This is a genomic window from Afifella sp. IM 167 (genome assembly GCF_020144925.1).
GTDB lineage: Bacteria > Pseudomonadota > Alphaproteobacteria > Rhizobiales > Afifellaceae > Afifella.
The window spans coordinates 113,686-134,270 of sequence record NZ_NSLC01000003.1 but is presented as its reverse complement, the minus strand read 5'-3'; the positions used below and the strand labels follow the sequence as shown (position 1 = coordinate 134,270).

The following is a 20,585-nucleotide window of genomic DNA, read 5'->3' as shown; positions in this document are numbered from 1 at the left end:
GCGCCCTCAGCCATCCGGCAGGGCGTAGGCGATCCAGTAATCGCCGATCGGCGTCTCCATGAAATGGTGGCCGCCCGCCATGATGACGAGATACTCCTTGCCGCCCTCCTCGTAGACGATCGGCGTCGCCTGGCCGCCGGCCGGCAGCACGTCCGACCAGAGCGTCTTGCCCGTCTCAAGGTCGATCGCGCGGATGAGGTTGTCCGTCGCCGCGGCAATGAAGACGACCCCGCCGGCCGTGACCGCCGAGCCGCCGTTGTTCGGCGTGCCGATGCTGATCGGCAGGAAGGAGGGGATGTTGAACGGCCCGTTGCGCCGCGCCGTGCCGAGCGGTCGGTCCCAGAGCGTCTTGCCCGTCGCCAAATCGACCGCCCGGATGCCGCCGAGCGGCGGCCGCTTGCAGGGAATGCCGGTCCACGGCGCCCGCCAGCCGGCATTGACGTCGATGCCGAAGGGCGAGCCGGCCTGCGGATCGCCGGCCCCTTCCGCCTTGCCGCCGCCCCCGCCGCCGGGCGTCTCTTCGTTGATCGGCTTCAGGTTGCGCCTGTTCGCCTCCTCGCGCGGGATCAGCCGGTTGTAGTTCGGCACGTCGTTGTAATTGGCGACGATGATGCCCTTTTCGGGATCGACGGCGAGGCTGCCCCAGTCGGAGCCGCCGTTGTATCCGGGATACTCGATCCAGCGCCGGTCGGCCGTCGGCGCCGTGTACATGCCGTCATAGGCGGCGAGCCGGAACTGGATGCGGCAGACGAGCTGGTCGAGCGGCGTGACGCCCCACATATCCTTTTCCTGAAGATCCGGCCGCGGCAGCGCGTGATAGCCCGACGCCGGCTGCGTCGCGGCGAGGTTTTCCGGCTCCACGCCACCCTTCGGCGCGTCGATCTCCTCCATCGGCACCAGCGATTCGCCGGTGCGCCGATCGAGGATGTAGATGTCGCCCTGCTTGCTCGGCAGGATGATGGCCGGCACGCTTGCGCCGTCTTTCGGAAAGTCGACGAGCGAGACCTGCGAGCCGAGGTCGTAATCCCACAGATCGTAATGCACGGTCTGGAAGTGCCAGACCGGCTTGCCGGTGGCGACGTCGATGGCGACCAGCGACGAGGAGTATTCGTTCTCCTCCTCGGAGCGGTTGCCGCCCCAATAGTCGACGGCGGAATTGCCCAGCGGCAGATAGACGTAGCCGAGCTCTTCATCGCCCGTCGCCGTCGTCCACATGTTGGGCGTCCCGCGCGTATAGGTCTCGCCCTCCGGCGGGGCCCCGGTCAGATCCGGATCGCCGAGGTCCCAGGCCCAGGCGAGTTCGCCGGTGACGGCGTCGTAGCCGCGGATGACGCCGGAAGGCGCGTCCTCGGCCTGTCCGTCCTTCACCTGCGCCCCGGTGACGGCGATGCCGCGCACGATGGCCGGCGGCGCGGTGACGGCGTACCAGCCCGGCACCTTCTTGCCGATGCCCTGCCACATATCCACCGAGCCGTTCTCGCCGAAATCGGCGCAGGGCTCGCCCGTCTCCGCATCGACGGCGATGAGGCGTGCGTCGAGCGTTCCCTCGATGATCCGCTTCGCGCAGGCCTCGCCCGCGGCAGCGTCCGGAACCTCGTAATAGGAAACACCCCGGCAGGTCGCGCCATAGGGGATCGCGTCGGTGGAGACCTTCGGGTCGTAGCGCCACTTCTCCTCGCCCGTTCCCGCATCGAGCGCGATGACGATGTTCATCGGCGAGCAGAGATAGAGCGTCTGGTCGATCTTGAGCGGCGTGTTCTCCGGCGAGTACTTGCCCTTGGCATCGCCCGTCGGCATGTCGCCGCTGCGATAGGTCCATACCTTTTCGAGCTTGCCGACATTTTCGGTCGTGATCTGGGTGAGCGGCGAATAGCGGTCGGCCTGCGGCCCCGCCCCCCAGAAGGGCCAGTCGGTGCCCGCCTCGCGCTGCTTCCGGGCGGCCCGCACGGAACTCGCCTCGCCGGATTCCGGCATCGCACCGGCCGGCATGGCGCCGCCGGGCTCCTGCTCGTCGAGAGCGCTCCCGGCCGGTTCGACAGGCGCGCCCGGGGCTTGAAGCGTGTCGGAGGCTTCCGGCGTCGGGCTGGTGTCAGGCTCTGCCGATTGCTGGGCCGAGAGCGGGCCGGGGCTGAGGACGGCGGAAAGGGCGATGACGCCCGCGAGGGCGAGAGCATGCGAAAGGCGTGTCATGTCGGGCGTTCCTCTATGCGTCGCGGGTCGGATGCGGGCGGCGCGCCAGGACGGGGATCGTCAGCAGCACGAGAACGAGGACGACGCTCGGCGCCACGAGGCGCGGCACCTGCGCCCACCAATCCGTTCCCACTTCCCAGAAGGCCCAGACGAGTGTGCCGGCGTAGGTGAGAAGGTAGACCCACAGGGCGGCCATGGAGGCGCGGAAGAGAAACCACGCCGTCAGGACGAGGCCGATCCCGGCGATGGCGTAATACCAGGAGCCTCCAAGGGTGATCAGATAGACCCCGCCGAGGAAGATCGGCAGCCCGAAAACGAGAACGAGTATGGCCAGGGCGACGGTCGCCCAGTAGCCCGCGCCTCGTCGCGGCGTGCCTGCATATGTCGTCATGGTGCCCTCCGAATGGCTTGGGCCCGCAACTAGTTCACGCTGGCGTTATTCAATGTGAAATGCCGGAATTAACGGTTCGCCGACTAAACGTCCGCCTGCTGCTCGTCTGCCGCCCTCCCGCAGCGCCCTTGTTCGGGCGCCTCGCGTGCCGCCTTTTCCGCAGGCGGCGACGCCCGCAAAACCGCGGCGCCGGGGCGGTTTGCCGTTGCGGCCGGCCCCCGCGATCGCCATCTAGTTTTCATGAGCTGGTCCTTCCCGATTGGCCGTCTCTTCGGCTCCGAGATCCGCATCCACGTCACCTTCTTCCTGCTTCTGGCGTGGATCGGGGTGGCGCATTACCAGACGGGCGGCGCGGCCGCGGCGGCCGACGGCGTCCTCTTCATTCTGGCGATCTTCGCCTGCGTCGTGGCGCACGAATTCGGCCACGCCCTCGTCGCGCGCCGCTATGGCATCCGCACGCCCGACATCACCCTCCTGCCGATCGGCGGCCTTGCCCGCCTCGAGCGCATGCCGGAAAAGCCGTCGGAGGAGATTCTGGTGGCTCTCGCCGGCCCCGCCGTGAACGTCGTCTTCGCGCTGATCCTCATCCTCGTTCTCGGCGCCACCGTCAGTCCTGAGGCACTCGCCCGACTGGAGGATCCGCAGCTTTCCTTCCTCGCCCGGCTCGCCTCGGTGAACCTCTTCATCGCCCTCTTCAACCTGATCCCGGCCTTCCCGATGGATGGCGGACGGGTACTGCGGGCCGTGCTCGCCATGCGCATGAACCGGGTGAAGGCGACGGAGCTCGCTGCGCGCATCGGCCAGGCGCTCGCCTTCGGCTTCGGCTTTCTTGGCCTGTTCGGCAATCCGTTCCTGCTCTTCATCGCCATCTTCATCTATCTCGCCGCCACCGCCGAAGCGCAGTCGGTCGGCCTGCAGGACGTGGCTCGGGGCGTGCGTGTGCGCGACGCCATGATCACCCGCTTCTCGGCCCTCGCGCCGAACGCCACGGCGGGCGATGCGGCCGACCTCCTCTTGAAGACGACGCAGCACGAATTTCCGGTGGTCGACGGCGGCGGCCGCCTGCGCGGCATCCTCACCCGCAAGAGCCTCATCGACCTCCTGGCGAAGGAAGGGCGCGAAGGCCCGGTGCTCGATGCCATGACGCGCAACATTCCGCTGGTGCCGCAAAGCGCCTGGCTGAGCGATGCGCTGAAACGCCTGCAGGACGGCTCCGTCCCGGCTGTCGGCGTCACGGAAGGCGGCATCACCGTCGCCGGCACGACCGAGGGTGGCCGCTTCGTCGGCTACGTCACGTCCGAAAATGTCGGCGAGCTGATGATGATCCGCACCGCTTCCGCAAGCCCCGCCGCGGCGGGCGACCGGCAGGAAAAAGGCCCCCTCCTGCCGCAGTGATCTCTTGTTCCGCGGGCTAGGAGGCGGCCTGCGAGGTGCGCCGCGCCAGCCATGCACCCCAGAAAAGGCTCGCAAAGAAGCGAACCGGCTCTTCGAAGCCCGCATCCGCCAGCAGCGAGAACACCGCTTCTTCGGATCCTGGCGGCTCCGCGCCCTGCAGGAGCTTGCCCATCTTGGAGCGGACTTCATCAGGTTCTGCGCCGTTCATGCGCCAGCGGTTCGCCCAGGCCGCCATGAGCAGGGGCTGCGAGGCGTAGGCCCGATAATTTCCCGCCATGACCAGCGGCGCCGCGGATTTCAACCGCGCCGAAATTTCGGCCAGAATATCCTGCTTCGCCGCATCGCCCGGCAGATGGTGCAGGACGCCGATCATGATCGCCGCATCGAAGGACGCGGCAGGATCCAGATCGGATACGGCGCCGACGACGGTCTCCACGCGCCCGGAAATGCCCGCTTCGGCCAGATGTGTCCGTGCCAGCTCCAGCATCGGCGGCGATGGATCGACGGCCACGAAGGACCATTCCGGCTCCAGCCGTGCCGCGGAGACGATTTCGCCTGCCGTTCCTCCGGCCCCGACAACCAGGATTCGTGCCTGCCGTGGCTCGCCGAGCGCGGCCGCCAGCATGCAGGCGGCAAGTTCATGGCAGGCGTCATATCCGGCAAGGCCGATCCGGCTCTGGCGGGCATATTCGTCTGCGCGTGAATGGTCGAACTTGGCAGCCGAACTCTGGGTCATGCTTTCTCTTTCGTCGTCCTGGGACCGGTCTTGTTTGCCCCGCGCTGCCAGCGTATGTCCTTCTTGATCAAAATAAAGCTCGATTACATGATCGAAAGTCCGAATATCGGCATAAGGCATGACCGGCTGACGGCTTTTCTCAGAGCCTTTGCGCTCGGCACGACGCATTGCGGCTCCGCCCGGGCGGCAAATTTGCTGATCATCGACGCAGATTGCGCGGGCCGTCCGACCCACCTCCTTTATCGGGCGCGCTCCAATGAGACGCTGCCGCAGGGGGTGAAACTGTGTGCCGCCGCCAGGGTGGATTTTGGCGGCAGCGCCAATCCCCTGATCGGAGCATTGCCCGAGGAAGTGAGCGTCTCGCTGGCGGAGGAACCGCAACTGCTCGGCCTTGCGGAATTGATCACCGCGGAGGTGGAAACCGCGCGGTGCGGAGGCAGCTCCGTCCAGGCACGGCTGTGTGAGGTCGTCGTCGTGCTGGCCATCCGCAAGGCCATCGCGATTGGGACGGTCGATGCCGGCTTGCTCGCCGGGCTTGCCCATCCAAGGCTCTCTGCGAGCCTGATCGCAATGCACGACGAGCCGGCAAGGAAATGGCAGATCGCCGATCTCGCTGCCATTTCGGGCATGTCGCGCGGACAGTTCACGGCGATCTTCAAACAGATCGTCGGCGAATCACCCGGCGCTTATCTGAACGGCTGGCGCCTGGTCCTGGGCCGGGCGAGACTCGGCTCCGGCGAGAGCGTCAAATCCGTTGCTGCTGCGGTCGGCTTCGGCAGCGCCGCCGCGTTTTCACGCGCGTATTCCAGGCGGTTCGGGCATGCGCCGAGCCAGAGCGCAATGCCCGGCGGAATGCTGGAATGAACGCTAGCGGCTGACGCGCAGGTTGGAGAGCGAATCGCCGATCTCCTTGAAAGCCGCCGAGAGGTCCGAGGAGGAGGGGGAATCGAAGAAGAAGTCGCTCTGCGTGGCGCAGCGGCGCATCATCGATTTCGTCGAGTTGCCCGGGTTACCGAAGGCGATCGTGTAGACGATGATGCCGACATTCTTCATGTCGGTGCACACCTCTTCCAGCCGGTCGTCGAGTTCATCGGCGGCGTAGCCCGTGTTGCTCGTGCCGAGGCGCGCTTCCGATCTCGGACCGTAGGCCGAGTAGTCGGTGCCCCAGGTGTTGTCGCCGTCGGTCATGATGATGATGGCCTTGTCCATCAGCTCGTTGTTGTAGTCGAGCGGCAGGCTGTTCGCCGTCATCTCCCCGCCCCAGAAATCGCGCCACTTCGGCGACAGCATGCGCCAGCCCCACACGGCGCCGAGGTTGATGTGTGTATTGCCGACCGCCTGCATGCCGTTTATGGCATTGGTGATGGTCGTCTCGCTCTGGGTCATCGGCGTGACCGGCTGCGAGCAGCTCTTGTTCGGGCCGCGATTCGTGGAGAACGGCGTGTTGTAGGTGGTGGACGCCCCGTCCTGAACCCACACATTCTCGTAGCGGAAGCAGTAGCCGAACCATTCCATGGTGCAGCGCCTCTCGTAATGCCCGGTCGGCGACTCGTTCTTCCAGTCGTTGTCCGAGCCGTCCGGCCACAGATAGGGTGTGAAGCGGGTGTCGACCTTGGGCGTGACGGTCTCGTCGACGACCGGCGGCTCGTCGGTCACGTCGTCTCCGTCGAGGCGCGCCTCCACGCAGCCGCCCCAGCTGCCGCCGACCGACTGGCCGAAGTCGATCTTGCTCTGGTCGTCGACGTCGATGTTGAGCCAGGTCTTGTGGGTGGTGCCGATATTGACCGCCTGCGAGAACGGTACGAGGCCGACGAAAAGGTGCTCCGAACTGTTGTCGCCGAAAAGGATCTCGACGAGATCCTTCGCCGCGCTCTTGAGCGAGCTGAGCTTGGAGCCGCCCATGGAGCCGGTATTGTCGAGCACCATAACGACTTCCAGGCCGCCGATTTCGCGGGTGATCTCGGAGGTCGCTTTCACCGTGATCGTCTTGTAGCCGAACAGCCTCACGAAGGTGGTCGGCATCGTGGCTTCGGCCGTGACGTTGATCGTCGTATCGGTGGAATTGGCCCTCGCCGTCACGCTGGTGACGTGGGAATCGACGTAGCCATCCGGGAAGTTCGCCTTGACGTACTTCTCGACCTCCTGCTGCAGTGTGCCCGACATCGACGAGTTGAGCCGCGCGCCCGCGGCAAGACCGCCCGCATCTGCGGCGTTGAGGAGCTTGGCGTGGACGATCTGGGCGCGGCCGATGTCGATGGCGAGCCCCATCATCCCGATGAGGACGGTGATGGCGAGCCCGATCAGCGGCAGCACCGCACCCTCCTCCGATCGCAGGTAGCGGCGCACGATGTTCATCTGAAGCATCTTTCTCATCTCAACACCCCGCGGCGGAGGTCAGCTGGCCGAGGCGCGGACGGAACAGGGCGTACTTGTAGATGTCGCGCTCGCCGAAGGAGAGGAGGCTGACTGTGGGCACATAGCGGTAGAAGACCTCGGCGATGATCACCGCATCCTTCTTCTCCAGATCGAGGCCGCCGGGCAGTTTCGGCACGTAGTCACCGACCTTGCCGAACTTGCTTGTTTTCGCCAGCGAACCGCCGCCTTCGCACTGCCAGGTGATCTTTCCGTAACTTGGATAATCCGTGTCGCCGCGCTGGATCGCACTGAGGACGACGACCCCGTTCGTGCCGAAGCTCAGCGGCTCCATCAGCTGGCCGGTCGCCTGGAAGAGCTCCGAAGCCATGCCCGCGGTGATCATCTGATCGCGCGAGATCGCATCGGTGATGGTGAAGGCCATCTTCTCGACCCGCTGGTTGGCGACGAGGTACTGGCTGAGCTGGAAGGTACCGAAGAGCAGCGACAGCAGGAACGGCGCCACGAGCGCGAATTCGACGGCCGCAAGGCCTTCCTCCCGCCGCAGGAGGCGGCGGGCGAGACGATGCAGGCGGGCGAGGGAAACGTTCATGGCGCGGATCAGTAGGGTTCGTTCTTCACGATGGCATGGGCCTCCAGCGTCAGCCCTCCCTGCGGGAAGAAGCGGCCGACGATCGGCGTGAAGAAGGTCCAGGGATAGGTGACGTCGTAGACGACGATCTCCTTGGCGCCGCCGTAGCCGTTCGCACCCTGGTCGGCGTCCCACTTGCCGTTGCCGTTGACGTCGGTGAAGTTCTCGCCGTTGTCGCGCGCGCCGTTGCCGTTGGCGTCGGTGAAGGGCTCCGGATCGCCGATCTTGTCGAAGCCGGTATAGGCGACGCTGGAGATATGGACCTTCGAGGGATCGAGGAAGAGCGCTGCCCTGTCGCGCAGTTCCTTGCGGATCGTGGCGTCGCGGGTGGACTTGCTCTCCACGAAGCCGGTGCGCCCGAGCCGGGTCGCCACATAGGTGGCGTGCTCCAGAATGCCGCGGGCCGTCAGCAACATGCCGATCTCGATGACGCCCATGATCAGGAGGAAGAGAATCGGCGCGATCATCGCGAATTCGAGCGCGGTCGAACCGCCCTCGTCGCGACCGAGGCGCTTCGCTCGTTTCCTGATCCTGCTTGCCATCTGCCTGTTCGACGCCATCTTGGCTTCTTATCTGGCGGTGATCCTGACCCCGAAAAAGCGGGAATTGCTTAAAATCGGAGCCTTTGGAGGCGAAAGCTTCCGGAAGGCTGAATGGTCGGTAAAGGCGATCGCCGAAAGTCGAACCGATTCTGTTCAAGTTGCCGCTTTGAAGCGCCCCTGAGCACGAATGCCCCTATTTTCGTCCGCCCGAATAGAGTAAGGGGCGGGCGCAACAAGCGACCCCCATGACCAAGACACTACGCAATATCGCCATCATCGCGCATGTCGATCACGGCAAGACGACCCTCATCGACGTCCTCCTGAAGGCCACCGGCGCCTTCCGGGAAGGCCTGCGCGTGGCCGAGCGCGCCATGGATTCCAATGCCCTGGAGCGCGAGCGCGGCATCACCATCCTTGCCAAGGTGACTTCGCTCCTCTGGCAGGACCAGCGCATCAACATCGTCGACACGCCGGGCCATGCCGATTTCGGCGGCGAGGTGGAGCGCATCCTCAACATGGTGGATGGCGCCCTTCTTCTCGTCGACGCCTCGGAAGGACCGATGCCGCAGACGAAGTTCGTGCTGACCAAGGCTCTCGCGGTCGGCCTCAAGCCCGTCGTCGTCATCAACAAGGTCGACAAGCCCGATGCGCGCCCCGACGAGGTGCTGAACGAGGTTTTCGATCTCTTCGCCGCCCTCGGCGCCTCCGACGAGCAGCTCGACTTCCCCGTCCTCTACGGCTCGGCGAAGCAGGGCTGGATGGCCGACACGCCGGAAGGCCATCACAAAGGCATCTCCGCGCTGCTTGATCTGGTGCTGACGCATGTGCCGGCGCCGCAGATCGACGAAGGCCCCTTCCGCATGCTGGCGACGACGCTGGAGGCAGATCCCTTCCTTGGCCGCATCCTGACCGGGCGCATCCGCTCCGGCTCCGTCAAGGCCGGCACGACGGTGCGCGCCCTGTCGCGCAACGGCGATACCGTGGAGACCTTCCGCATCTCCAAGGTTCTCGCCTTTCGGGGCCTGGAGCGCCAGCCGATCGACCTCGGCGAGGCGGGCGACATCGTGGCGCTTGCCGGCATGAGCGAGGCGACCGTCTCCGATACCCTCGCCGACCCCTCCGTCACCGAGCCGATCTTCTCCCAGCCGATCGATCCGCCGACACTGGCCATGTCCTTCCGCATCAACGACGGCCCGCTCGCCGGGCGCGAGGGCGACAAGGTGCAGAGCCGCGTCATCCGCGAGCGCCTGATGCGCGAGGCGGAGGGCAATGTCGCTCTCAAGATCGACGAAGCGGCCGACAAGGACGCCTTCGAGGTGGCCGGGCGCGGCGAGCTGCAGCTCGCCATCCTGATCGAGACGATGCGGCGCGAAGGCTTCGAGCTGACCATCGGCAAGCCGCGTGTCGTCACGCGCCGGGACGAGGACGGCCAGACACTTGAGCCGATCGAGGAAGCGACGGTGGACGTCGACGACGAGCATTCCGGCGTCGTCATCGAGAAGCTCTCCACCCGCCGCGGCGAGATGATCGAGATGCGCCCCTCCGGTGGCGGGCGCACTCGCCTCGTCTTCCATGTGCCGACCCGCGGGCTCATCGGCTATCAGCCCGAGCTTCTCTCCGACACGCGCGGCACGGCGATCATGAACCGCGTCTTCCACGCCTTCATGCCCTGGCGCGGCGAAATCCCCACCCGCCAGCGGGGCGTTCTCCTGTCCAACGGCAGCGGCGCTTCGGTCGCCTACGCGCTGTTCAATCTGCAGGAGCGTGGCTCGATGATGATCGGGCCGGGTGAAGACGTCTATCCGGGCATGATCGTCGGCGAGCATTCGCGCGGCAACGACCTTGAGGTCAACGTCCTGAAGGGCAAGCAGCTCACCAACATCCGCTCGGCCGGCAAGGACGATGCCGTCCTGCTGACGCCGCCGATGCGGCTCTCCCTGGAGCAGGCGCTTTCCTACATCTCCGACGATGAGCTGGTGGAGGTGACGCCACGCTCGATCCGCCTCCGGAAAGCGATCCTCGACCCGCATGAGCGCAAGCGCGCCGAGCGGGCGAAAAAAGATGCAGCCTGATATGCTCTGAGCGATTGCCCGAAAGGGGCGAACCGTCTTACGCTTCGCCCATGAGCGCTCTCGTCATCGATGTCCGGTACGCGCAGCATTCAGACGCAACCGCGATCGCGGATGTGCATGAGCGCTCTTGGGGCGAAGCCTATGCGGGTATCCTGCCGGCCGTCGCGCTCCGCCAGATGATTGCCCGCCACGGCCCGGCCCACTGGGTCGAGGTGATCGGCAAACGGCGCAACGTCCTCGTCCTGGAAGTCGGCGGCGTCATCGCCGGCTATTCCACCTTCGGGCTCGCGCGCCAGCGCTCCCACGCTCGCACAGCCGAGATTTACGAGCTGTATCTCCTGCCGGAATACCAGGGCATCGGCGGCGGCTGCCTTCTCTTCGATGATACCTGCCGGACGCTGAAGGAGCGCGGCTTCACCCGCCTGATCGTGCGGGCGCTGACGGAGAACCAGCGCGCGCTCGAATTCTACGAGCATCGCGGCGGCCGTATCCGCTCCATGGCGCAGACGATGTTCGGCGACCGGCGCATGCCCGTCGCGGTCTTCTCCTTCAGGCTCTGAAGGTTTCCAGCCGCTTTTCGATCTCTTCCGCCTCGCCGGCAAGGCTGAGCGTCTTCACCCGGCTCGTTGCGCCGGCCGTGACGGCGACGGCGCTCTTCGGCAGGCCGAGGCTCTTGGCGAGAAGGGCTTGAAGCGCCTTGTTGGCGGCGCCCTTTTCCGGCACGGCGCGCACGCGCGCTTTGAGAACCGCCGTGCCGTCGGCAAGCTCCTCGATGCCTTCCACCGCATCCCTGGCGGCCTTCGGCGTCAGCCGCACGGTGAGGGTGAGCCCCTCGGGCGAGGGGCGCCAGGGCCTGGCAGCGCTCAAAAGACCGCAGGATAGAGGTAGTAGATGATGATCCGCTGCAGCAGGAAGATGATCAGGATCACGATGATCGGCGAAAGGTCGAGCCCGCCGAAGGCCGGCACGAAGCGCCGGATCGGTCGCAGCACCGGCTCCGTCAGCTGGTAGAGGGCACGCCCGATCACCTCCACGACCTGGTTGCGCGGATTGACGACGTTGAACGCATAGAGCCACGAGAAGATGGCGCTGGCGATGATCACCCAAGTGTAGAGATTGAGGATCAAGAGAATGACGTCGAGAATGGCGCGCATGTAAATCCCGGGCGGGCTGGTGTTCAATCAAGCCCATGTAGCTGTCGCGCCGCCGGCCTGCAAGGCACGACGCCGCCGCGGCGCCGATGGACGCAACAACCTGTGCGTGCCGGAACGCACGCCCTTGTCGAAGGGGTCGAAACAGGCCAGATTCCCGACGACAAGTTGAAAGAGTGCTCCAACCGCCCGTGTCCGAAACGCCCGCCGACGACAGAGACAGCCTCGCCGTCCTCCTCGAAAGAGCGGGCGCGCGCGAACGCGCGGCCTTCGAGGCGCTTTATCAGGCCGTCTCGGGGAAACTCTTTGGCGTCCAGCTCCGTATCCTGAAGGATAGAACCCTTGCAGAGGATACCCTGCAGGAGACCTTCCTGAAGATCTGGGAGCGGGCGGCAAGCTATGACCGCAAGGCCGGCGCGCCGCTTTCCTGGATGATCGCGATTGCCCGTAACGCCGCCATCGACAGGCTGCGCTCCAAGGAGGATCGCCTCGGGAAGGCCAGCGTGACGGAGACGGAGACGGGTGAGGACATCCTCCAGTATCTGGACGGCGGCATCACGGCCGGCGATCCGGTCGAGGCGCGTGCATTGAGGCATTGCCTCAACGGGCTGGAGGAGCAGGCACGCGACACGGTCGTCCTCGCCTATTGTTATGGATTCTCGCGCGAGGAGCTGGCGGAGCGCTATGCTCGCCCCGTCGGGACGATCAAGACCTGGCTGCATCGCAGCCTCAAGACACTGTTCCAATGCCTGGAAGGCGACTGATGGACGACGCGACGCGCATGGCGGCGGCTGAATACGTCCTCGGCACATTGCCGGGGGACGAGCGCGCGCGCCTTGCCGAGCGGATCGCCCGCGAGCCGGATCTGGCCGCGGAGGTTGCGGCCATCGAGGCACGCCTCGCGCCGCTTGCCGCCGCCCTCCCCTCCGAAGCGCCGCCCGCCGATCTGTGGGAACGTATCTCCGACAGAATTGGATCCGAAGCAGCCGTGCCTGCCGCGCCAGCGGCGAGGTTCCGCACCGAAGACCGCGAACGCCCGAGCGCCGAGATCATATCCCTGCGCCGCAGCCTCGCCGTCTGGCGCGGCGCGACCATGGCGACGACCGCGCTTGCGGCCGCTCTTGCCCTTGCGGTCATCGTCCGGCCCGACTTCTTTATGCCCACGGGCCGGGAAGAGGCCGCCGGGACGACCGACCGCTACGTCGCGGTGGTCGATACCGAAGGCCGACAGCCCGCCATGATCGTCACGGTGGACACCGATGCCGGCACGGTGACGGTCCGCTCGCTCGCCGCGCACGTTCCCGCCGATCACAGTCTGGAACTTTGGTATGTCGGCGGAGAAGGCGGCAGCCCGCGCTCCATTGGCATTCTGGAGGAGCGTGAGGACGCCAAGACGCTGAAGGTCAGCGCCAGCGAGTTCGCCCGCATCGGCGAAGCCGCCATTGCCGTCAGCGTCGAGCCGCCAGGCGGCTCGCCGACCGGCAGCGCCACCGGGCCGGTCATCTACCAGGGCAAGCTGATCGCCGAGCCGAAATAGCGGCGTTCAAATCGAAGCGGATCAACTGGGCGACGTCCGTTCGCCCATCGGCGCGCCCGCCAGGCGGCGATTGCCCAACCGCACCATTGCAAAAATTTTCGCATCCCAGACGACAACCTGCCGAAGATGCGGGCCGGCCTCAGCGACAACCCCGTCGTCGCGCTGAACGTGCCAGTATGCGCGCCACAATGCGGCAGGCATGCGGGCGCCGGAGACAGGCTGAAGGTTTTGGGGAATGTGGGAAGCGGCGGCGACACGCAGGTCGCCGGGCAAAAAAGAGAGGCGATCCGGGGGGCCTGGGACCGCCTCTCATTCAACCGGGCAGATGATCCGCCCGGTCGAACCTCAATGTGCCGGAGTTACATCTTCGGCATCAGCACCGTGTCGATGACGTGCACGACACCGTTCGACTGCATCACGTCGGCCTGCTCGACGACGGCGCCGTTGCCGCTTTCGTCGATGACGATGAGCTTGCCGCCGTCCATCTTGAGGGTCAGCGTGTCGCCGGAGACGGTCGTCACGTTGTGGGCGCCGCCATCATCCTTGACCATCTGCATGGCGGCCTCGGACGTCGCCTTGGCCGGGACCACGTGATAGGTGAGGATGTGCTTGAGCTGTGCCTCGTTCTCCGGCTTCAGGAGCGTCTCGACCGTGCCGGCCGGCAGCTTCTCGAAGGCGGCGTTGGTCGGCGCGAAGACCGTGAAAGGCCCTTCACCGTCGAGCGTGCCGGCGAGGCCGGCCGCCTTCACCGCGGCGACGAGCGTCGTCAGGTTGTCGGCGTTCGGCGCGTTCTCGGTGATCGTCTTGTCGGCATACATCGGCGCTCCACCGACCGTGACGGGCGACTGGGCCAGCGCCGGCGCGGTGAGAAGCGCGACGAGGGCAACGCCTGCAAGGCCGAAGCGAACCGGATTCTTGAAATTCGACATGAACTGAAACTCCCTGGGTTGGACCCGACCCAACTCTCCTGAAAGGCCGGCCATGTCCGCCTCTACGGGAGGGAGTTCAGAATGGTTTCAGCTCGCGGCTGGAAAAAATGCTCAGGCGACCAGATCGCAGAGACGACGGACTTCCCGCACGCCGGCCTCGCCGGCCGTCAGTCCGACCTCGCGGGCGATGCGCTCGCTCTCGGCGGCAAGATTGCGCCTCTGGCGGAGCGCCCGGATGAGGGCGCTTGCAGCCGTCCGGCGGGCCGGATTGCCCGGCTCGTAGACCTCGCGCATCAGCATCACAAGTCTTGCATCGTCGCCCATGACCTTGCTCCTTCAGGACGACAACGGAAATTGAATCAAATACGTTTCAATTTGTCGGGGGGAATTCCCCGCCATGCTTAGCCAAAGGTTAACGCTACGGCAGACAGGGTGCGGGGAGAGCGCGGCCGGAAGGTCGCTGGAGAAGAAAATTCAGGCGAGCCAGCGCTTGCGGCGCTTGTAGTGCTTCACTTCCCGGAAACTCCTGCGCCCCTCTCCGCCGATGCCGAGGTAGAATTCCTTCACGTCCTCGTTCTCGCGCAGGGCCCTGGCTTCACCGTCGAGGACGATGCGGCCGGATTCCAGAATGTAGCCGTAGGTGGCATAGCGCAGCGCCACGTTGGTGTTCTGCTCGGCAAGCAGGAAGGCGACGCCCTCCCTGGCGTTGAGCTCCTTCACGATCTCGAAGATCTCTTCCACGAGCTGCGGCGCGAGCCCCATGGAGGGCTCGTCTAGGAGGATCATCTTCGGCCTCGCCATCATGGCCCGGCCGATCGCCGTCATCTGCTGCTCCCCGCCGGACGTATACCCGGCCTGGCTGGAGCGCCGCTCCTTGAGGCGCGGGAAATAGGAATAGACGAGCTCCATGTCGCGCTTGACCGCGCCCCAGCCGTCCTTGCGGGTATAGGCGCCGGTCAGAAGGTTCTCCTCCACCGTCAGATGCCCGAAACAATGCCGGCCTTCCATCACCTGGATGCAGCCGCGATTGACCAGCGCGTTCGGCGTCAGCTTCTCCACCCGCTCACCGCAAAATTCGATCGTGCCCTTGGTGACTTCGCCCCGCTCGGCCCTCAGAAGATTCGAGATCGCCTTCAGCGTCGTCGTCTTGCCCGCCCCGTTGGCCCCCAGAAGCGCGACGACGCCCCGCTGCGGCACCGTGAGCGAGACGCCCTTCAGCACCAGGATGACGTGGTCGTAGATCACCTCGACATTGGTGACCTTGAGGATCGGGTCCGCGGCCTTTTCGGCGAGCGTGTCGCCACGGGCCCGGCTCTCGCTTGCCGCCATCAGAACGCCCTCCGGCTCGCTGGCTGGAGAGCGGCGGCCGGATCGGTCCGGCCGCCGCCCAGGTTTCTCAGCTGCGCGTGGCGCATTCCGCCTGGCGCTCCGGCCAGGGGGCGTTGCTCTTGACGTAATCCTCGGCGGCCTGCTTCAGCAGCGGCTCCACCACATCCGTCATCGGCGCGAACCAGTCGCTCGCCGCGACCCATTTCTCGCCATCCCATTCCTGGACGTAGACCTGATGGTGGCCGGAATGGTTCTCGCAGGTGACCTTCACCGGCTTCATGAAGCCTTCAAGGCCGATCTCCTTGATCCGCGCCTCGTCGATATTGAGGTTCTCCAGACCGACGCGCATGTCTTCGGCGGTGATCGCCGTCTTGCCGGTCATCTCCTGGGCGGTCCGGATGGCTTCCGCCATCAGGATGGAGTTGTAGACGCCGCGATTATAGAGATTGTCGCCGAACTTATCGGCCTCCACCTGGCTCTTGCCGGCATCCACGACGAGCTTCTTGATGTCCTGCAGGGCCGGATAATCCGCGCCCGTGCCGTGGAAGTTGAGGGTGCGGTAGCCCTTGGCCTGGGCGCCGCCGGCGCGCGCATCGTCGTCGCCGCCGGCCCACCACACGCCGTAGAACTTGTCCATCGGATAGCGGATCTTGGTGGCTTCCTTGACCGCCGTCGGGTTCATCGCCCCCCAGCCCCACATGATCATGTAGTCCGGGTTGTCGCGGCGCACATTGAGCCACTGCGAGGACTGGTTCTGCATTTCCTTGCCCGCCACCGGGTACTGGGTGACGGCGAAGCCGTATTTCTCGGCAAGCTGTTCCAGGAGCGGGATCGGCTCGCGCCCGTAGCCGGCATCGAGGAAGAGGTAGCCGATCTTCTTGCCCTTCAGGTTGTCGAGGCCGCCCTCGCGCTCGCCGATATCCTTGATGATGGCCGAAAGGCCGTCCCAATAGGTATCGGGCGGGTTGAAGACCCACGGAAAGACATCGCCCTCCGCCGCCGCGGAAAGCCCGTAGGCCATGGACAGGATCGGGATCTTGTCGACGGCTGCCTTCGGAATGACCTGCAGCGTGATGCCGGTCGACCAGGGATTGAACACGACAGTGTTGTTGGCCTTCGCCGCCTCGTAGCACTCGACGCCCTTCTGGGTGTCGTAGCCGGTCTCGCATTCGTCGAAGGTGATCTTCACGCCGCCGATGCCGCCATCGCGCTCGTTGAGCATGGTGAGGTAGTCGGCCATGCCGTTGGCGATGGGAATGCCTGACCCGGCATAGGGGCCGGTCCGGTAGGTCGGCAGCTGGACGTAGATGCTGTCCTGGGCATTGGCCTGCGTAACCGCACCGGCCGCAAGGCCGGAAAGGGCGACGCAAGCCGCGCCGAAGGCGAGCTTCCTGAGCATCATTGGTTTCCTCCCAATTCGGGTCTTTGCCCGTCGTTTTCTTGGACCTTGTTCCCATGTGCCGGGCCCGGTCCGCAGCCCGATGGTAGCTTCTGGCCTTGCGCCGTCAAACGGCGATTGCATCCTCCTGCGCGATACTACCCGTAGGGGAATGGCCACACGCGCAGCTTCTCCTTGCCGATCGCCCACAGCCGGGCGAGGCCGTGCGGCTCCGCGATGAGGAAGAAGATGATCAGCGCGCCGATGATCATGAAGGTGAGGTGCTGCACCGTCTCCGCCCCGATGTCGATGCCGAGGGCGGGAAACGCGAAGCGGATGACGACGGGCAGGATCCAGATGAAGGCGGCGCCGAAATAGGAGCCCATCAGCGAGCCGAGCCCGCCGAGGATCGCCATGAAGAGAATCTGGAAGGAGAGGGATATGGAGAAGGCCGAGGGCTCGGCCGCCCCCAGCCAGAAGAACACCATCATCGCTCCCGCGAGGCCGCAGATATAGGACGAGACGGCGAAGGCCGAAAGCTTGGCATAGAGCGGGCGGATGCCGATCAGCTCGGCGGCGATGTCCATGTCGCGGATCATCATCCAGGAACGGCCGATATGGCCGCGGATGACGTTCTTCATCAGCACCGTCACGGCAAGCGTGATGGCGAGCACGATGAAGTAGCGCGTCAGCGCCGAGGCGGCCGGCCCAGAGGCGATGATACCGAAGGCCTCGCGCTGCGGCACCTCGATCGCCCCGGAGGAATTGTAGTTGTAGAGCCAGGGAATGCGGATGAAGCACCATTCCAGGAAGAACTGCGCGGCGAGCGTCGTCACCGCGAGGTAGAGCCCTTTGATCCTGAGGGACGGCAGGCCGAAGACGATGCCGATCGCCGCCGAAAAGAAGCCGGAAACGAGCACCAGGAGGACGATGTTCGTCTCCGGAAAGATGCTCGTCAGCTTGTAGGCCGCATAGGCGCCCACCCCCATGAAGGCGCCCGTCCCGAGCGAAAGCTGGCCGGCATAGCCCGTCAGGATGTTCAGCCCGATCGCCGCGCAGGCGAAGATCAGGAACGGGATCATGATCGAGGAGAGGAAGAAGTCGTCGGCGAAGACGGGCACGAGGACGAAGGCGGCGAAGAGTGTCGCGGCAAGGCCGATCCGGTCCTCCCGCAAAGGGAAGACCGCCTGGTCGGCGGCATAGGACGTCTTGAACTGGCCGGCCTCGCGATACAGCATCAGGCGTCCTTTGCGGTCATTGCCTAGGCGTCCTGCTCGATATTGGCTTCCGGCGGAAACCAGGTGGTCGCCGCGCCGGCGAAATCCTTGCGCTGCGGGCCGACCACGCAGAAGCGATGGCCGGTCGGCGCTTCCATCACCACCCAGCCCTTCACCGCCGCAACCCTCTTCGCCCCGAGCTGCTCCAGGCGCTCCACCTCCGCCTCCTTGTCGTCGGTCTCGATGTCGAGATGGACGCGGCTTTCGTGCTCGACGGCCTGCAGAATGATGCGCGGCTCGTCGCCGGGCACGGAAAGGCCGACATATCTCGGATCGGCCTCTTCGCCCTGCGGCTCGTAGCCGAAGGCGGCCGACCAGAAGCGCGCCGCCTCGGCGAGGTCCTCCGTCCGGCAGTCGATGACGACGGCGCCGAGCCGACTCTTGTGAACCGGGGCGCTCATAGCGAAGTCCGCACGGCTCTGGAGCCGCCGGAGCTGTCGGCGGCCTCGACCTGGAACGTGCCGGCCAGAAGCTCCGGGCGGACGATCTCCCAATCGATCGCCCCCCTCATGCAGCGCTCCGGATTGGCCGGCGAGCGCTCGACGATGTTGAGGCGCACATGCTCGCCCTCCAGCCGGCCCTCGATCTCAAGCACCGATGCCTCCTCGCGCGCGATCAGCTCCTCGCCCACGCGATACTTGACGCCCTCGCCAGAGAGCCGCGCGCCCTCCTGGCGCAGCCGGATGTCGAACTGCATCTCCAGTCCGACATAGCGGCCGAGCGCCGAATGGGTGACCCGGTGGACCACCTGCCAGCGTCCGCTGAGATCCGCGCGCCGTCGCCTTTCCGGCAAGAGCGCCGCGACCTGTTTCTTGATCTTTTCGTCAGCCTGCATGTCAGATCCGCTCGATAATCCGCTCACCGAACAGACCTTGCGGCCTGAACAGAAGGAAGATCAAGGCGATAACGTAGGCAAGCCAGCTCTCGATGCCGCCACCGACGAGCGGGCCCCAGTAGATCTCTCCGAGCTTCTCGCCGATGCCGATGATGAGGCCGCCGACGATGGCGCCGGGGATGGAGGTGAAGCCACCGAGGATGAGGACAGGCAGCGCCTTCAGCGCCACGATCTCCAGCGCGAAGGAGACGTCCGAGCGCGCGCCCCACATGATGCCGGTGGCGAGCGCCACGATGCCGGCCGCGAACCAGACGATCGCCCAGATCTGGTTGAGCGAGATGCCGACGGAGAGCGCCGCCTGATGATCGTCGGCGACGGCCCTCAGCGCCCGGCCGATGCGGGTCTTGTTGAAGAAGATGCCGAGCACCGTCACCATGACGATGGCGATGATCGCAGCGGCGATGTCGATGTGCTGCAGGATGACGAGGCCCGGCCCACCGTCGCGCCCGAGACCGGCGGGCTCCAGCACGGTGGAGCCGGTCGGCAGGCCGAGTTCCTCCGTGATCATCACCTTCGGCTCGCCGCCGAAGATGAACTCGCCGAAGCCGATCAGGAAATAGGTGAGCCCGATCGTCGACATCAGCAGGATGATCTCCGGCTGGTTGACGAGATGGCGCATGACGAGGCCTTCGACGGCCAGCGCCAGGACGCCCATGATGGCGATGGCGAGAATGAGCGCCAGCCAGGCCGGCACCCCCGCCTCGTAAAGGCCCACCAGCGACAGCGCCGCGAAGACCACCATGATCCCCTGCGCGAAATTGAAGACGCCGGAGGCCTTGAAGATGAGGACGAAGCCGAGGGCGATGAGCGCATAGAGGATGCCGCCGACGAGCCCCTCCCACAGCACCTGCAGCAGGAAGTCGGGCTGCGCCGCCATCTGCATGAAGGGATCGACAAGGACGGCGTAGAGCGCGTTCATCAATGCGCGACCCCCAGATAGGCGTCGATGACCTTCTGGTTGCCGCGCACTTCGTCGGGCGTGCCGTCGGCGATCTTGGAACCGTAGTCGAGGACGACGACGCGGTCGGAAAGGTCCATGACGACGCCCATATCGTGCTCGATCAGCGCGATGGTCGTGCCGAACTGGTCGGAAACGTCGATGATGAAGCGGCTCATATCCTCCTTCTCTTCCAGGTTCATGCCGGCCATCGGCTCGTCGAGGAGGAGGAGGTCCGGCTCCATGGCGAGCGCCCGGCCGAGCTCCACCCGCTTCTGCAGCCCGTAGGGCAATTTGCCGACCGGCGTCTTGCGGATGTGCTCGATCTCCAGGAAGTCGATGATCTCCTCCACCCGGCGGCGATGCGCGATCTCCTCGCGTTGCGCCGGCCCGAACCAGAGCATCTGCCAGAAGAAATTCCGGTGCATCTTCAGGGAGCGGCCCGACATGATGTTGTCGAGCGTCGACATGCCCTTGAAGAGGGCGACGTTCTGGAAGGTGCGGGCGATGCCCTGGCTCGCCGCCACGTAAGGGCGCATCTTGGCGCGCGTCTCGCCCTTGAAGGTGATGGTGCCTTCCTGCGGGTGATAGAAGCCGTTGATGACGTTGAGCATCGACGTCTTGCCGGCGCCGTTCGGGCCGATGATGGCGCGGATCTCGCCTTTGCGGATGTCGAAGGAGACATGCGAGATCGCCTTCACGCCGCCGAAGGAGAGCGAGATGTCGTCGATCGACAGGAGCACCTCGCCGGTGATGCGCTCCTCCCCCTTCTTCGGCGCCGCGCCCGGCCCTCCGCCTTCCGCATCAACGCGCATCGCGCTC

At 65.6% G+C, this 20,585-nt stretch carries 24 protein-coding genes; 7 read left to right on the top strand and 17 right to left on the bottom strand.

What is annotated here, in order from left to right; translation table 11 throughout:
• Positions 1-6 precede the first annotated feature (6 nt).
• Both CLD20_RS05840 and CLD20_RS05835 read right to left on the bottom strand, forming a co-directional pair.
• Positions 7-2,190, bottom strand: coding sequence for a pyrroloquinoline quinone-dependent dehydrogenase (locus CLD20_RS05840; protein WP_224405662.1), 2,184 nt, complete (start codon positions 2,188-2,190; stop codon positions 7-9).
• 13 nt (positions 2,191-2,203) lie between these two features.
• Positions 2,204-2,581: a hypothetical protein gene (locus CLD20_RS05835; protein WP_224405661.1), complete on the bottom strand. Its 378-nt coding sequence runs from the start codon at positions 2,579-2,581 to the stop codon at positions 2,204-2,206.
• A gap of 240 nt (positions 2,582-2,821) precedes the next feature.
• Here CLD20_RS05835 and CLD20_RS05830 point away from each other — a divergent pair, with 240 nt between their 5' ends.
• The gene (locus tag CLD20_RS05830; RefSeq protein WP_224405660.1) at positions 2,822-3,976 is read left to right on the top strand and encodes a site-2 protease family protein; all 1,155 of its coding nucleotides are present in this window, start codon (positions 2,822-2,824) and stop codon (positions 3,974-3,976) included.
• A 16-nt stretch (positions 3,977-3,992) separates the two neighbouring features.
• Here CLD20_RS05830 and CLD20_RS05825 read toward each other — a convergent pair whose 3' ends face one another.
• Entirely contained in the window at positions 3,993-4,712 is a 720-nt protein-coding gene (locus CLD20_RS05825) for a class I SAM-dependent methyltransferase (RefSeq protein WP_224405962.1), read from the bottom strand.
• 192 nt (positions 4,713-4,904) lie between these two features.
• On the opposite strand from CLD20_RS05825, the gene CLD20_RS05820 reads away from it, so the two are divergent.
• The gene (locus CLD20_RS05820) at positions 4,905-5,576 is read left to right on the top strand and encodes an AraC family transcriptional regulator (protein WP_224405659.1); all 672 of its coding nucleotides are present in this window, start codon (positions 4,905-4,907) and stop codon (positions 5,574-5,576) included.
• A gap of 3 nt (positions 5,577-5,579) precedes the next feature.
• Here CLD20_RS05820 and CLD20_RS05815 read toward each other — a convergent pair whose 3' ends face one another.
• From CLD20_RS05815 to CLD20_RS05805, 3 genes are read right to left on the bottom strand one after another with little or no spacing between them, the layout of a single operon-like run.
• A complete protein-coding gene (locus CLD20_RS05815; RefSeq protein WP_224405658.1) occupies positions 5,580-7,085 on the bottom strand; it encodes a pilus assembly protein TadG-related protein in 1,506 nt (501 codons plus the stop codon).
• Between the two features lies 1 nt (position 7,086).
• Entirely contained in the window at positions 7,087-7,677 is a 591-nt protein-coding gene (locus CLD20_RS05810) for a TadE/TadG family type IV pilus assembly protein (protein WP_224405657.1), read from the bottom strand.
• 8 nt (positions 7,678-7,685) lie between these two features.
• Positions 7,686-8,183, bottom strand: coding sequence for a TadE/TadG family type IV pilus assembly protein (locus CLD20_RS05805; RefSeq protein WP_255599502.1), 498 nt, complete (start codon positions 8,181-8,183; stop codon positions 7,686-7,688).
• On the opposite strand from CLD20_RS05805, the gene CLD20_RS05800 reads away from it, so the two are divergent.
• The 3 genes from CLD20_RS05800 (at position 8,152) to CLD20_RS05790 (ending at position 10,890) form a co-directional block, all read left to right on the top strand.
• Positions 8,152-8,439: a hypothetical protein gene (locus CLD20_RS05800; protein ID WP_224405985.1), complete on the top strand. Its 288-nt coding sequence runs from the start codon at positions 8,152-8,154 to the stop codon at positions 8,437-8,439. The two genes, CLD20_RS05805 and CLD20_RS05800, sit on opposite strands and share 32 nt — an antisense overlap.
• A gap of 64 nt (positions 8,440-8,503) precedes the next feature.
• Positions 8,504-10,330, top strand: a complete 1,827-nt coding sequence (gene typA / locus CLD20_RS05795; protein WP_224405656.1) for a translational GTPase TypA — start codon at positions 8,504-8,506, stop codon at positions 10,328-10,330.
• Positions 10,331-10,380: 50 nt separating this feature from the next.
• Positions 10,381-10,890 carry a GNAT family N-acetyltransferase gene (locus tag CLD20_RS05790; RefSeq protein ID WP_224405655.1) on the top strand — a complete coding sequence of 170 codons (510 nt, stop codon included), beginning with the start codon at positions 10,381-10,383 and terminating at the stop codon, positions 10,888-10,890.
• Here the strand turns inward: CLD20_RS05790 and CLD20_RS05785 are convergent.
• A complete protein-coding gene (locus CLD20_RS05785) occupies positions 10,880-11,197 on the bottom strand; it encodes a DUF167 family protein (protein ID WP_224405654.1) in 318 nt (105 codons plus the stop codon). The two genes, CLD20_RS05790 and CLD20_RS05785, sit on opposite strands and share 11 nt — an antisense overlap.
• The gene (locus CLD20_RS05780; RefSeq protein ID WP_224405653.1) at positions 11,194-11,484 is read right to left on the bottom strand and encodes a YggT family protein; all 291 of its coding nucleotides are present in this window, start codon (positions 11,482-11,484) and stop codon (positions 11,194-11,196) included. Before CLD20_RS05780 ends, CLD20_RS05785 begins: the two co-directional genes overlap by 4 nt.
• A gap of 188 nt (positions 11,485-11,672) precedes the next feature.
• Here CLD20_RS05780 and CLD20_RS05775 point away from each other — a divergent pair, with 188 nt between their 5' ends.
• Together CLD20_RS05775 and CLD20_RS05770 are read left to right on the top strand one after the other, a co-directional pair.
• Positions 11,673-12,245 (top strand): sigma-70 family RNA polymerase sigma factor, encoded by a 573-nt coding sequence (locus CLD20_RS05775; RefSeq protein WP_224405652.1) that lies wholly within the window; start codon positions 11,673-11,675, stop codon positions 12,243-12,245.
• Positions 12,245-13,018: an anti-sigma factor domain-containing protein gene (locus CLD20_RS05770; protein ID WP_224405651.1), complete on the top strand. Its 774-nt coding sequence runs from the start codon at positions 12,245-12,247 to the stop codon at positions 13,016-13,018. The genes CLD20_RS05775 and CLD20_RS05770 overlap by 1 nt, the downstream gene beginning before the upstream one ends.
• 359 nt (positions 13,019-13,377) lie before the next feature.
• Here CLD20_RS05770 and CLD20_RS05765 read toward each other — a convergent pair whose 3' ends face one another.
• The 9 genes from CLD20_RS05765 to CLD20_RS05725 all read right to left on the bottom strand — a co-directional run bounded on the left by CLD20_RS05765 (position 13,378) and on the right by CLD20_RS05725 (position 20,578).
• Complete coding sequence (locus CLD20_RS05765; protein ID WP_224405650.1) at positions 13,378-13,947, bottom strand: fasciclin domain-containing protein; 570 nt, start codon at positions 13,945-13,947, stop codon at positions 13,378-13,380.
• Positions 13,948-14,058: 111 nt separating this feature from the next.
• Positions 14,059-14,271 (bottom strand): hypothetical protein, encoded by a 213-nt coding sequence (locus CLD20_RS05760; RefSeq protein ID WP_224405649.1) that lies wholly within the window; start codon positions 14,269-14,271, stop codon positions 14,059-14,061.
• A gap of 150 nt (positions 14,272-14,421) precedes the next feature.
• Complete coding sequence (locus CLD20_RS05755; RefSeq protein ID WP_224405648.1) at positions 14,422-15,276, bottom strand: ABC transporter ATP-binding protein; 855 nt, start codon at positions 15,274-15,276, stop codon at positions 14,422-14,424.
• 67 nt (positions 15,277-15,343) lie between these two features.
• On the bottom strand, positions 15,344-16,678 hold the full coding sequence (locus CLD20_RS05750) for an ABC transporter substrate-binding protein (protein ID WP_224405647.1): 1,335 nt from the start codon (positions 16,676-16,678) through the stop codon (positions 15,344-15,346).
• Between the two features lie 134 nt (positions 16,679-16,812).
• Positions 16,813-17,892, bottom strand: a complete 1,080-nt coding sequence (locus CLD20_RS05745; RefSeq protein WP_224405646.1) for a branched-chain amino acid ABC transporter permease — start codon at positions 17,890-17,892, stop codon at positions 16,813-16,815.
• 23 nt (positions 17,893-17,915) lie between these two features.
• Entirely contained in the window at positions 17,916-18,332 is a 417-nt protein-coding gene (locus tag CLD20_RS05740) for a VOC family protein (RefSeq protein WP_224405645.1), read from the bottom strand.
• Entirely contained in the window at positions 18,329-18,766 is a 438-nt protein-coding gene (locus CLD20_RS05735) for a hypothetical protein (protein WP_224405644.1), read from the bottom strand. The genes CLD20_RS05740 and CLD20_RS05735 overlap by 4 nt, the downstream gene beginning before the upstream one ends.
• A 1-nt stretch (position 18,767) precedes the next feature.
• Positions 18,768-19,745 carry a branched-chain amino acid ABC transporter permease gene (locus CLD20_RS05730; protein WP_224405643.1) on the bottom strand — a complete coding sequence of 326 codons (978 nt, stop codon included), beginning with the start codon at positions 19,743-19,745 and terminating at the stop codon, positions 18,768-18,770.
• Positions 19,745-20,578, bottom strand: coding sequence for an ABC transporter ATP-binding protein (locus CLD20_RS05725; protein ID WP_224405642.1), 834 nt, complete (start codon positions 20,576-20,578; stop codon positions 19,745-19,747). Before CLD20_RS05725 ends, CLD20_RS05730 begins: the two co-directional genes overlap by 1 nt.
• Positions 20,579-20,585 lie beyond the last annotated feature (7 nt).